A 12,081-nucleotide genomic window follows, 5' to 3' on the forward strand; every position below is an offset into this window, starting at 1 on the left:
TCAGTCCTCCCTGTTGTGGCCGCGTGACCGTGTTGTCCGGCCTTGCGCGTGCCAAATCGTAACGTTACGATCAAATTTGTAACGTTACGATTGGCCAAATGCACGACACTGTCAAGCTGGATTCGTACGTACACGAATGATATTCGCGGCGGGGCCGGAGTTACGGGCAGCGGCGCCGGACGGTCGCCAAGCCGGCATTGGCTTCCCTTTCAGCCGATATTTGGCCATCCTGCCGCCTGAACGCATTGCACCGGACCAGACCATGGCGCCACCAGCCAGACCGAACCTGAGACAGATCGCCAACAGCCTCGGTCTGTCGGTGACCACCGTGTCGCGTGCTCTGAAGGAGGGGCCGGAAGTCCACCCCCGGACCCGGGCTCGGGTGCAGAAAGCGGCGGCGAAGGCGGGTTATACGCCGAACATCCACGGCCTGGCGCTCAGGACCGGACGTACCCGCACGATCGCGGCAATCCTGCCGCTGGAAACCCGAGCCTATGTGGCCGACCTCGCGAAGGTCCCGCTCATCGAGGGGATGACGCTGGCGGCCTCCGAGAACGGCTATGCGCTCTCGATCTTTTCCACCGGGCCGGAGGAGGACCAGCTCTGGTCGCTGCAGCGCCTGGTGCAATCAGGGATCAGCGATGGGATCATTATTACCCGCATGGCAGCGAAAGATCCCCGGATCGCCTTCCTTAAAGAACGAAGCATCCCGTTCGTCGCATTCGGTCGCTCGGCGACAAAGCCGGATTACGCTTATGTCGACGTCGACAATGAAGGGATGGTTCGGGATGCCGCGACCAAGCTGATCGCTCAAAAACATCGTCGGATAGCGCTCCACCTGCTGACGCGCGATGACGAGAGCTGCGAGCAGAGGCTGCGCGGCTATCGGCAAGCCCTTGCCAAAGCCAGGCTTCCGTTCGATCCATCGCTGGTCGGACATGAGGAGTTCACGATGGCGGCGAGCGAGAGGTTCTTCGAATCGGTGCTCGACCTGCCGAAACCGGCGACCGCCTTGATGTGTTCAAGCGAGCTCGGACTGCTGGGCGCGATCAGTGCCCTGCGCAAGCGGGGTCTGGTGCCGGGACGTGATGTCGGGCTTTTCGTCCGGGACAACACGCGGCTCAGTAAGTATCTGGCCGTGCCCTTGCTCGCGCATTTCGTCGATCTTGCCGAAGCCGGACGGTTGGCGGTTGACGCACTGCTGCGCCAGATCGAAGACCCAGGATCGCCCCTGACACAAATCATCATGCCGGGACATTTCGAGCGGTACGGCGGACCTGATGTGTAAGCCTTGGCAGCTTTAGGCGTGTCGGACCGTTCCTAGCTCAGGCACCCCAGAAACCGACTGTCCGCAACCGGCCCCTTCTCGTAGAGTAGAAGCCGGACGGCAACGCGCCTAATCTCTGCCGTAGGGATCGGCTTTATCCTTCCTGAAAGCAGACAATCATCACCGACCGCGCTGGATGTCATAATTGCGCCTGAGCCTTCGTAGGGTGAATAGGGCAGATCGCAGACATTGTTAGGTTGCTCCCCGGCAGCAGTGATCAACCTACTGCAATCACGAACCGAATCTTTATTTCGAAAATTATTGAATGGGCCGGTGCCCGCCCCTCTTGAGACGAGAGGCTGTGGGCGGTTCAGAGTCTGCAGAGTCGACAGCTTTCTCGGCAGCCGAACCAAACTCACCGTCCTGCTGCAGCGCAGTGCGGGCGATCTTCCAGGCGGATTCGACGTGCCGCCGCGCCGCGGCTTCGGCCTCATCCGGCTTGCGCGCCCTGATCGCATTCATGATCTCGTTCATTTCGGCGATCGCTGGCTCGCGCCGGTTCGCCGAGGCGATCGTCATCGATCGCAGCTGATTGATGCGTACATTGAGCCCGCTTACGATCTCCCAGGCGACGCGTTTGTCGGCCGCCTCGAACAGCGCTTCATAGAATTTCGTCGTCGCACGCATCACGGCCGGCGGCCTGCCCGAGGCCCAGGCTTCGAAGAGTTCGCTAAGCGCATGCTCCAGTGCTGCCAGCTGCCCATCGGTCGCAGACAGCGCGCAGGCGCGCGCCGCAATCCCTTCGAGCAGGGCTCGAAGCTCGTAGATTTCGTCGGTGCGGCCAAGATCCGGCTTGGCCACGGCCGGTCCGTGTCCGGGGATCATCTGGACCAGGCCTTCAGCCTCCAATTGCCGCAGAACCTCGCGCACAACCGAGCGGCTGACGCCGAGCTGGTCGCAAAGCGGCCGCTCGACCAGTCTTTCGCCCGGCTGGAAATGAAAATCCATGATGGCCTCGCGCATGCGCTCAAGAGCCAATGTTCTCAAGGTTTTGGCGCTGCGATCGATGCGAAGCGAGTCGTCCTGCATGTGTTTGCTCCCTGCGTCGCCACAAAAACCGATTCCGTGGCCGATTGACAAGTGATTTGGTGCTCCATAGTATGGTATACCATAAGACGATGAAAGGGATGGCGCAATTGGCAGCGCCGTTCGAAAGAGGTTTACATGCAGCCGGCCATTCGCAAGATCGTCACCTACACCGAGAACACGCTGATCGAAGGCGGCAAGGCGGCGCCTCGGCCGCTGCGTCTGATCGGCGTTGCCGCGGTGCTGACAAACCCCTGGGCGGGACGCGGCTTCACCGAGGATCTTTCGCCCGAGATCCGCGCCTGTGCACCCGTGCTCGGAGAAATCCTGACGCGCGAGATCATCGCCGCTGCGGGCTCGGGCGAGGCGATCGAAGGCTACGGCAAGGCGGCCATCTGCGGCACGTCGGGCGAGATCGAGCACGCCTCGGCGCTGATCCACACGCTGCATTTCGGCAACCATTATCGCCGCGCCGTCGGCGCCAAGACGTACCTTGCCTTCACCAATCTGCGCGGAGGACCGAACACGCCGATCATGATCCCGCTGATGGACAAGAACGACGAAGGCCGGCGCTCGCACTACCTAACCGTGCATTTCCAGGTCGGCGACGCGCCAGCGCCGGACGAGCTGGTCGTGGCGCTTGGCGCTTCGACCGGCGGGCGCCCGCACCACCGTATCGGCGACCGCTACCAGGATCTCAAGGAAGTGGGCGACCTGCATGGCTGACGTCGCGCTCGGATGGACCCGGGCCGCCGCGCCCGACGGCACCAGCTTCATCCGTGTCGGATCGGGCGCGCCGGTGCTGTTCATTCACGGCGTCGGCATGAACGCGGCGATCTGGCAGCCGCAGATCGAGCGCATGGCGGATCGTTGGGACGTCATCAGCTTCGATATGCTCGGTCACGGCCGCTCGCCGCTGCCGCCGCAGGCCCCGGAGCTGGCCGACTACGCCACGCAGGCGATCCGGCTGCTCGACCATCTCGGCTTCGACCATGTATCGGTAGTCGGCCACTCGATGGGCGCGCTGGTCGCGCAGGAACTCGCCCTGCTCGCGCCGGAGCGTGTCAGCCGCATCGTCTCGCTCAATGCTGTGTTCCGCCGTCCACCTGAACTGGCCGCGGCAGTCCGCGAGCGCGCGGCAGCGCTCACCGGCCGTGGCGACGCGGCGGGCGCCGCGCAGACCATCGCCCGCTGGTTCGGCGATCCGGTCCCGGCCGAGCTTGCGGCGGCCGCTGAAAAGGCGGCGGAGGCGTTGAGCGAAGTCGACCCCGAGGGCTATGCCCGCACCTACCGCTTGTTCGCCCGTGCCGACGGCGATCACGCCGAGCGCCTGCAGACGCTGGCCGTGCCGGCACTGTTCATCACCGGCTCAGAGGACAAGAACTCTTCGCCTGCAATGTCCGCTGCCATGGCGCGACTGGCGCCGCAGGGCCGCTGCACCGTGCTGCCCGGCGAACGGCATATGATGGCGGTGGCGGCGCCCGACGTCACCACGCGCCACATCGTCGACTTCCTCGCCGAAGGCGAAGTCGCCGAGCAAAGCAACGGGGCGCATACCAGTTTCAACAGCAGCGATTTCCGCCGCGCACTGGGTTCTTTCCTCACCGGCGTCACCATTGTCACAACGATCGGACCGGAAGGCGAGCCCCGCGGCTTCACCGCCAACTCTTTCACCTCCGTGTCGCTCGATCCGCCGCTAGTTCTCGTCTGCATCGCCCACAAGGCTCTGGGACATCCGGTCTTCGCGACCTCGAAAAGCTTCGCCGTCAATGTCTTGAACGAGGACCAGAAGGCGGCCTCCGGCATCTTTGCCTCGAAGGCAGCGGATAAATTCGTCCATGTCGACTGGCGCCCGGGACAGACCGGCAGTCCGGTTCTCGACGGCTCGGTCGCAGCCTTCGACTGCGATATGGAGCGGCTGGTCGAGGCGGGCGACCATTCGATCCTGATCGGTCGCGTCCGCGATTTCCAGCACAATTCCGCGCAGCCTCTCGGCTATTGTCGCGGCGCCTATATCACCCCCGGCCTCAGCCAGGAGGCACTCGCCGCCGCCCAGCCCGGCACCGATGTCGGCGCCATCCTCGAAAACGGCGGCAGGATCCTGTTCTTCGAAACGCCGGACGGTTCGTTCGAGCTGCCGAGAGGGCGAGGACTGGGCTTGGCTGCCGACAGCAAAAGTCTCAGGGGGCTCCTTGCCGCAAAGGCTATCGAAGCGCAGCTCGGCTTCCTCTTCGCTGTCTGGGATGATGCCGGCGACGCCTCGCGCACGCATGTCTATTATCGCGGCACCTTCGATATACCGGCGTCGAGCGATCGCGGCATCCGGCTGATCGACATCGACGCGATCGATGACTTGAAGATCGCCGATCCGGCGATCCTGTCCATGCTTGCCCGCTATGTGCGCGAGTGCACGCAGGATGCGTTCGGCGTCTATGTCGGCAACGAAGTCGAAGGCGAGGTGCGACCGCTTGCTAGGGCCGCTGCCGCTTCGCTCAATACAGGTGACCAGGGATGAAGTTCTCGCTCTTTGTGCATATGGAACGCACCGATCTCGCCAAGCCGCATTCGGAGCTGCTGAGTGAGCTCGGTGAACTGGTCGGTCTTGCGGAGGAGGCGGGTTTCGAGACCGCCTGGATCGGCGAGCACCACGGGATGGAGTTCACCATCTCGCCCAATCCCTTCATCAACATCGCCTATCTGGCGGCAAAGACGACCCGCATCCGACTCGGCACAGGAACCGTGATCGCGCCATTCTGGCACCCGATCAAGCTCGCCGGCGAAGCGGCAATGGCCGACGTCATCACCGGCGGTCGTCTCGATATCGGCATCGCGCGCGGCGCCTACAGCTATGAATACCAGCGTGTCTTTCCGGGGCTCGACGCCTGGGGCGCCGGCCAGCGCATGCGCGAGATCATCCCGGCGATCCGCGGCCTGTGGGACGGCGATTTCGAGTTCTCCGGCGAGTTCTGGCAGTTCCCTTCCACCACTTCCTCGCCAAAGCCCCTGCAGAAGCCGTATCCGCCAATCTGGGTGGCGGCGCGCGACCCGAACTCGCACGACTTTGCGGTAGCCAACAAATGCAAGGTGCAGGTGACGCCGCTGGCTTCCGGCGACGACGAGGTGGCAACCCTGATGCAGCGCTTCAACGCCGCCTGCGCCGCGCATCCGGACATCGAACGGCCGGAAATCATGCTGCTGATGCACACATTCGTTGCCGAGGACGCGACCGACACCGACCGCCTCAGCAAGCATTTGTCGAACTTCTACTGCCAGTTCGGCGCCTGGTTCCAGAACAAGAAGCCGGTGCGCCAGGGCATATTGGAGCCGCTGAGCGCCGACGAGATCGCCGCCATGCCGCAATATGCGCCGGACAAGATGCGCCAAAACCTGGTGATCGGCGAAGCAGACGAAGTCATTGGCCGGCTGAAGGCCTATGAGGCGCTTGGCTATGACCAGTATTCGATCTGGATCGACAGCGGGCTGTCGCACGAGCGCAAGAAGAAATCGCTGCGACTATTCATCGACCGGGTAATGCCGGCCTTCCTCTGATCGCGAGCTTGCATGACCGACGCTCTCTTCAGGAATTTCATCGACGGCCGCTTCGACGAGCCATCAGCTACCTTCGACAGCGTCGATCCGTCGACCGGCGCGCCATGGGCGAAGATGCCCGCGGCAAGCGAAGCCGACGTCGACCGTGCCGTCGAGGCCGCGCACCGCGAGTTGCACTCCGGACCTTGGGCCTCGATGACGGCGACCGCGCGCGGCAAATTGCTGGTCAGGCTCGGCGACCTCGTCGCCGCCAATGCCGGCCGTCTGGCCGAGTTGGAGACGCGTGACACCGGCAAGATCATCCGCGAGACCCGCGCCCAGATCGCCTATGTCGGCGACTATTACCGCTACTATGGCGGGCTCGCCGACAAGCACGAAGGCGCGCATGTGCCGATCGATAAGGCGGATCTCGACGTCACCATCCGCCGCGAGCCGATCGGCGTCGTTGCGGCGGTGGTGCCGTGGAATTCGCAGCTCTTCCTCTCGGCGGTCAAGCTCGGCCCGGCGCTGGCCGCGGGCTGCACGGTGGTGCTCAAGGCCTCAGAGGACGGCCCGGCGCCGCTGCTCGCCTTTGCCGAACTCGTACGGGAAACCGGCTTTCCCGCCGGAACCGTCAACATCCTCACCGGCTTCGGCCAGGATTGCGGCCGCCGCCTGACCAGCCATCCGATGGTCTCGCGCGTCGCCTTCACCGGCGGCCCCTCGACCGCCCGCGCCATCGTCCGGAACACGGCGGAAAACCTCGCCTACACGACCCTCGAACTCGGCGGCAAGAGCCCGGTCGTTGTCTTCGCCGACGCCGATCTCGACAGCGCCGCCAACGCCGTCGTCGCAGGTATTTTCGCGGCGACCGGCCAGAGTTGCGTCGCCGGGTCGCGGCTGCTCGTCGAAAGCGCTGTCAAGGACGAATTCCTCGCCCGGCTGAAGCGCAAGGCCGAGGGCATCCGCATCGGCGACCCGCAAGACCCGACGACAGAGATGGGGCCTTTAGCCACACAGCGCCAGCGCGACCGGATCGAGACGATCGTCGCCGAAAGTATCGCCGCCGGCGGCGCGCTGATCACCGGCGGCAAGCGGCCGGAAATCGGCGCGGGCTTCTACTACGCGCCGACGATCGTCGATGCCGGCAACATCAACCTGCCCTGCGTTCGTGAGGAGCTGTTCGGGCCGGTGCTAAGCGTGCTTGCCTTCGATACAGAAGCCGAGGCGCTGGCGCTCGCCAACGACACGCCCTTCGGTCTCGCCTCCGGCGTCTTCACCTCAAATCTCGGCAAGGCGCATCGCATGGCGCGCGATATCCATGCCGGCGTCGTCTGGGTCAACACCTACCGCGCCGTCTCGCCGCTCGTCCCCTTCGGCGGCTACGGTCTGTCCGGTCTCGGCCGCGAAGGTGGGCTCGACGCCATCCGCGATTACACCCGCTCGAAATCGGTCTGGATCAAGATCTCGGACGAGCCGATCCCCGATCCTTTCGTCATGCGCTGAGGCCGTATGACGAGGGTGCACAGACAAGAACAAAGAAACGGAACAGAGAAATCAGAGGAGAATGACATGAAACTGATCTTAGCCGGCGTCCTCGCCGGACTGCTTTCGGCGAGCGCCGCCAAGGCCGATGAAATGGTGTTCACCAGCTGGGGTGGGACGACCCAGGAGGCCCAGACCAAGTCCTGGGCCGAGCCCTTCACCGCCTCGTCAGGCATCAAGGTGCTGCAGGACGGACCAACCGACTACGGCAAGCTGAAAGCCATGGTCGACGCCAAAAACTTGACTTGGGACGTCGTCGACGTCGAGATGGATTTCGCCATCAAGGCGGCCAAGGACGGGCTGCTCGAGCCGATCGACTTCGCCGTCGTGCCGAAGGCAGACCTCGATCCCCGTTTCAGCAATGAATATGCCGTCGGCAGCTTCTACTATTCCTTCGTGCTTGCCTGGAACAAGGGCGCCGTCTCCGGCGAACCGACGAGCTGGGCCGACATGTTCGACACCAAGAAGTTTCCCGGAAAGCGCACCTTCTACAAATGGTCGGCGCCAGGTGTGATCGAGGTCGCGCTGCTCGCCGACGGCGTTCCGGCCGACAAGCTCTATCCGCTCGACCTCGACCGCGCTTTCAAGAAGCTCGACACGATCAAGTCGGACATCGTGTGGTGGGGCGGCGGCGCGGAGTCGCAGCAGCTCATCGCTTCGGGCGAGGCTGCCTTCGGCCAGCTCTGGAACGGCCGTGTCTTCGCGCTTGAAAAGGACGGCGCCGATGTCGGCGTCTCCTGGAACCAGAACCTCACCGCAGCCGACGTTCTCGTCGTCCCGAAGGGCGCCAAGAACAAGGACAGCGCCATGAAGTTCCTCGCCGCCGCCACCAGCCCGACCGGCCAGGCGAAGTTCGCCGAGGCGAGCGGCTACGCGCCGATCAACACCAAGGCCAAAGCCGAGATGGCCGCCGATGTTGTCAAGGGCCTGCCCGACGCCCATGTCGACGGCCAGATCAACCTCGACATGAACTACTGGGCCGAGCATCGCGACGAGATCGCCACGCGCTGGTACGCCTGGCAGACCAAGTAGCGCCATAGGAAACTGGCAGGGCGCGGCGCACCGCGCCCTGCCGGGACAGCGGAACCGCTCGATGCAAGGAATCTCTCTCAGACGCGGCTCGATCGCCGGCCTGCCGACCGGCAGCGGCGGCGCCTTGCCGGGCTTGATCCTTGTCGGCCTGTTCTTCATCGTGCCGGTCGTCGCTTTGCTGCTGCGCAGCGTCACCGACCCCGAGCCCGGCCTGCAGAACTACGCCGCGCTGTTCGGCAGCGGCACCTATGTGCGCGTGTTCCTCAACACTTTCCTGGTCGCTGCCGTCGTTACCGCCGTCACCATCGTCGTGGCGTTTCCGGTTGCCTGGATGCTGGCGATCATGCCGCCGGCGCTCGGCTCGATCGTCTTCGGTATCATCATCCTGTCGATGTGGACCAACCTTCTCACCCGCACCTATGCGTGGATGGTGCTGCTGCAGCGCACCGGGGTGATCAACCGGGCGCTGATGGGGCTCGGCATCATCCATGAGCCGCTGCCGCTCATCAACAATCTGACCGGCGTCACCATCGGCATGGTCTACATCATGCTGCCTTTCATGATCCTGCCGCTGGTCGGCACGCTGCGCGCGATCGATCCGATGACGCTGCGCGCCGCCGCCCTTTGCGGGGCTACCCCGTCCCAGGCATTCCGCCGGGTCCTCTTGCCGCTGTCGCTTCCAGGCATCGCCGCCGGCGGGCTGATGGTCTTCGTGATGTCGCTTGGCTACTTCGTGACGCCGGCTCTGCTCGGCGGTACGTCCAACATGATGCTCGCCGAGATGATTGCCCAGACGGTGCAGTCGCTGCTCAACTGGGGACTCGGCAGTGCGGCCGCTTTCGTACTCCTGGTCGTCACCATGGCGCTCTACGCGCTCCAGCTTCGCCTCGTCGGCGCCAGGCGCCCAGCCGGAGGGCTCTGACATGCTGCTCGACTATGAAAGGCTCGGATGGTTGCGCGCGGCGCTTGGCGGCTTCACCGCGCTGGTCGCCGCTTTCCTTCTGCTGCCGGTGGTCTTCATCGTCCTGCTGTCGTTCGGCTCGTCGCGCTGGCTGGCCTTTCCGCCGCCCGGCTGGACGCTGAAATGGTACCAGGAACTGCTGGCCGATCCGACCCGGATCGACGCGGCTCTGACCAGCGCGCGCATCGCCGCGATGACCGCCATCCTCTCGGTGCTGATCGGCTTGCTTGCATCCTTCAGCCTGGTCAGGGGCGAGTTTCCCGGACGACAGTTGCTGCGTGCGCTGCTGCTGACGCCGATGGTGCTGCCGGTCGTGGTTTTCGCCATCGCCGTTTACGCCTTCTTCCTGCGCCTCGGCCTTGCCGGCACCACGGTCGGCTTCGTCATCGCCCACACCATACTGGCGCTGCCCTTCGCCATCATTCCGATCGCGACCGCGCTCGAGGGCTTCGATAAATCCATCGAGGACGCAGCGATCGTCTGCGGCGCCAGCCCGCTGCAGGCGAGGCTCAGAATCACGCTGCCCTCGATCCGCATCGGCATCTTCTCGGCCGCAATCTTTTCGTTCCTCGCCTCCTGGGACGAGGTGGTGGTGGCGATCTTCATGGCAAGCCCGACATTGCAGACCTTGCCGGTGAAGATCTGGGGCAGCCTGCGCGCGGACCTGAGCCCGGTCGTCGCCGCCGCCTCCAGCCTGCTCGTCGGCCTCACCCTTTGCCTGATGATCGTGACCGCACTCCTTCGCAGAAAACTGTCCAGATGACCCGGCCATTCCTGTCCATACGCGCGGTGAGAAAGACGTTCGGTGGCTTCGTAGCCGTCCATGACGTCACCATCGATGTTCCCAAGGGCGAATTCCTAACCTTCCTGGGACCGTCCGGCTCCGGCAAGTCGACGACGCTCTATGCGATCGCAGGCTTCCAGGACCCGACGTCGGGCGACGTGCTGCTCGAAGACAAGTCGCTGCTTGCCGTACCTTCCCATAAACGCAATATCGGTATGGTCTTCCAGCGCTATACACTGTTTCCGCATCTGAGCGTTGCCGAGAACGTGGCGTTTCCGCTGCGCGTGCGCCGCAGGCCGGACCGCGAGGTGAAACGCAAGGTCGCCGACATGCTCGCGCTGGTGCGCCTGGACAGTTTCGCCGAGCGCTATCCGGGTGCGCTGTCGGGCGGCCAGCAGCAGCGCGTGGCGCTTGCCCGCGCGCTCGCTTACGATCCACCGATCCTTCTGATGGACGAGCCGCTGTCGGCGCTCGACAAGAAGTTGCGCCAGGAAATCCAGGCTGAGATCCGCCGCATCCACCGCGAGACGGGGGTGACCATCCTCTATGTCACGCACGACCAGGAGGAGGCTCTGCATCTTTCCGATCGGATCGCCCTGTTCAGGAGCGGGCGCATCGCGCAGATCGGCACCGGCGAGGACCTCTATCTGAGGCCCACGAGCGAATTCGTCGCGGGCTTCATCGGCAACTCCAATTTCCTGCCGGCGGAGCATCTGGAGACCGAGAGCGGCGCGGCCACCGTGCGGCTGGCCGATGGCTCGATCGTCAGGGGCGTAAAGACCACGCAAGTCCTCGATCGCGGCCAGAAGGCCAGGCTGATGGTGCGGCCGGAAGCATTCCGCCTCATCGCTACACCGGGAAACGCTGCGCTCACCGTTGAAATCGTCGACGCCGCCTTCTTTGGCGACCGCCGCCGCGTCGTGGCGCGCACTGCGTCGGGCGAGGAGATCGACGTCAGGCCGACCTCGGACGCGGCGCAACCGGACGGCCCGGCATCGGGTCGACGCATCTTCTTCGATCCTGCTTCCGCCTTCCTGTTTCCAGCCTGAATGCCTGATTTGGTCAGATCACGTCGATCGCCGCGGAGGCTGACGGATAGCTTCTGAAAGCTCGCATCTCGAAGCCGCCGGTCGGCAAACGGCCTATCCCAACCGAGTCACAGCCTAAGCGTTTCTCCCCTGGCCAATCATGGCCGAAGGAGAAACGAAATGGGACATTCGCATTATGACCCCATCGCTCCCGATCGCCGCGCGTGGAACGCGGGCAAGAAGGTTGGAACGAAACGCCCGCTGAAATCTCGGCAGATATGGGCGATCCGATTCTTTCTCGATCGGGAACGGCGCTTGCGCGATCGCGCCCTCTTCGATCTAGCAATCGACAGCAAGTTGCGAGGCTGCGATCTCGTCAAGATCAAGATCGGCACCTTGGTTCTCGGGCAGGAAATTCGGACCCGCGCGACGGTCGTGCAACAGAAGACAGGCTGGAACGGCGCGGCGGTACGGTCGACGACTATGCATTCCCGAGCAGGATCGACCCAAAAGGTCACATGAGCACGAGGCAGTATGCCCGCCTCGTGGACGAATGGGTTGTGGCTATCGGACTTCGACCTCAGGAATACGGCACACACTCACTTCGCCGAACGAAAGCCTCAATCATTTACAAGGCGACGGGCAATCTCCGAGCGGTTCAGATCCTGCTTGGTCACGCCAAGATCGAGAACACAATCCGGTATCTCGGTGTCGACGTAGAAGATGCCCTCGAACTCGCCGAGGCCACCGAAGTCTAACCAGAAGCGGCTCCATTTCCGAATGGAGCCGTGGATGCTAAGCGCCCATATCGGTCGCTAGACGGGCAGTTTGGGATTTCCGAAACCTGCCG

Annotated in this window: 10 protein-coding genes and 1 pseudogene; 10 read left to right on the top strand and 1 reads right to left on the bottom strand. The window is 63.9% G+C overall.

Annotated features, from left to right (window positions below; genetic code table 11):
- The first annotated feature begins 136 nt into the window (after positions 1-136).
- The gene (locus FJ974_RS10745) at positions 137-1,288 is read left to right on the top strand and encodes a LacI family DNA-binding transcriptional regulator (protein ID WP_226891551.1); all 1,152 of its coding nucleotides are present in this window, start codon (positions 137-139) and stop codon (positions 1,286-1,288) included.
- Between the two features lie 297 nt (positions 1,289-1,585).
- On the opposite strand, the gene FJ974_RS10750 is transcribed toward FJ974_RS10745, so the two are convergent.
- On the bottom strand, positions 1,586-2,356 hold the full coding sequence (locus FJ974_RS10750; RefSeq protein ID WP_226891553.1) for a GntR family transcriptional regulator: 771 nt from the start codon (positions 2,354-2,356) through the stop codon (positions 1,586-1,588).
- Between the two features lie 135 nt (positions 2,357-2,491).
- Between FJ974_RS10750 and FJ974_RS10755 the strand changes: the two genes are divergently transcribed.
- From FJ974_RS10755 to FJ974_RS10800, 9 genes and pseudogenes are all read left to right on the top strand, one after another.
- Positions 2,492-3,079, top strand: coding sequence for an amino acid synthesis family protein (locus FJ974_RS10755; protein WP_140531726.1), 588 nt, complete (start codon positions 2,492-2,494; stop codon positions 3,077-3,079).
- The gene (locus tag FJ974_RS30290; protein WP_140531723.1) at positions 3,072-4,868 is read left to right on the top strand and encodes an alpha/beta fold hydrolase; all 1,797 of its coding nucleotides are present in this window, start codon (positions 3,072-3,074) and stop codon (positions 4,866-4,868) included. The genes FJ974_RS10755 and FJ974_RS30290 overlap by 8 nt, the downstream gene beginning before the upstream one ends.
- Positions 4,865-5,902, top strand: coding sequence for an LLM class flavin-dependent oxidoreductase (locus FJ974_RS10770; RefSeq protein WP_140531721.1), 1,038 nt, complete (start codon positions 4,865-4,867; stop codon positions 5,900-5,902). The genes FJ974_RS30290 and FJ974_RS10770 overlap by 4 nt, the downstream gene beginning before the upstream one ends.
- Positions 5,903-5,914: 12 nt before the next feature.
- Complete coding sequence (locus tag FJ974_RS10775; RefSeq protein WP_140531718.1) at positions 5,915-7,387, top strand: aldehyde dehydrogenase; 1,473 nt, start codon at positions 5,915-5,917, stop codon at positions 7,385-7,387.
- Between the two features lie 66 nt (positions 7,388-7,453).
- On the top strand, positions 7,454-8,458 hold the full coding sequence (locus FJ974_RS10780; protein ID WP_140531716.1) for an ABC transporter substrate-binding protein: 1,005 nt from the start codon (positions 7,454-7,456) through the stop codon (positions 8,456-8,458).
- A 61-nt stretch (positions 8,459-8,519) separates the two neighbouring features.
- On the top strand, positions 8,520-9,380 hold the full coding sequence (locus FJ974_RS10785) for an ABC transporter permease (protein ID WP_140531713.1): 861 nt from the start codon (positions 8,520-8,522) through the stop codon (positions 9,378-9,380).
- A 1-nt stretch (position 9,381) separates the two neighbouring features.
- On the top strand, positions 9,382-10,182 hold the full coding sequence (locus FJ974_RS10790) for an ABC transporter permease (RefSeq protein ID WP_140531710.1): 801 nt from the start codon (positions 9,382-9,384) through the stop codon (positions 10,180-10,182).
- Positions 10,179-11,252 (top strand): ABC transporter ATP-binding protein, encoded by a 1,074-nt coding sequence (locus FJ974_RS10795; protein WP_140531707.1) that lies wholly within the window; start codon positions 10,179-10,181, stop codon positions 11,250-11,252. Before FJ974_RS10790 ends, FJ974_RS10795 begins: the two co-directional genes overlap by 4 nt.
- Positions 11,253-11,411: 159 nt before the next feature.
- Positions 11,412-11,989, top strand: a pseudogene (locus FJ974_RS10800) (tyrosine-type recombinase/integrase).
- The last annotated feature ends 92 nt before the right edge of the window (positions 11,990-12,081 follow it).

It is taken from the genome of Mesorhizobium sp. B1-1-8 (assembly GCF_006442795.2).
Classification (GTDB): Bacteria; Pseudomonadota; Alphaproteobacteria; order Rhizobiales; family Rhizobiaceae; genus Mesorhizobium.

Coding starts and splice junctions, on each gene's coding strand:
- FJ974_RS10745 (WP_226891551.1), top strand. CDS start 137: ATGATATTCGCGGCGGGGCCGGAGTTACGGGCAGCGGCGCCGGACGGT.
- FJ974_RS10750 (WP_226891553.1), bottom strand. CDS start 2,356: ATGCAGGACGACTCGCTTCGCATCGATCGCAGCGCCAAAACCTTGAGA.
- FJ974_RS10755 (WP_140531726.1), top strand. CDS start 2,492: ATGCAGCCGGCCATTCGCAAGATCGTCACCTACACCGAGAACACGCTG.
- FJ974_RS30290 (WP_140531723.1), top strand. CDS start 3,072: ATGGCTGACGTCGCGCTCGGATGGACCCGGGCCGCCGCGCCCGACGGC.
- FJ974_RS10770 (WP_140531721.1), top strand. CDS start 4,865: ATGAAGTTCTCGCTCTTTGTGCATATGGAACGCACCGATCTCGCCAAG.
- FJ974_RS10775 (WP_140531718.1), top strand. CDS start 5,915: ATGACCGACGCTCTCTTCAGGAATTTCATCGACGGCCGCTTCGACGAG.
- FJ974_RS10780 (WP_140531716.1), top strand. CDS start 7,454: ATGAAACTGATCTTAGCCGGCGTCCTCGCCGGACTGCTTTCGGCGAGC.
- FJ974_RS10785 (WP_140531713.1), top strand. CDS start 8,520: ATGCAAGGAATCTCTCTCAGACGCGGCTCGATCGCCGGCCTGCCGACC.
- FJ974_RS10790 (WP_140531710.1), top strand. CDS start 9,382: ATGCTGCTCGACTATGAAAGGCTCGGATGGTTGCGCGCGGCGCTTGGC.
- FJ974_RS10795 (WP_140531707.1), top strand. CDS start 10,179: ATGACCCGGCCATTCCTGTCCATACGCGCGGTGAGAAAGACGTTCGGT.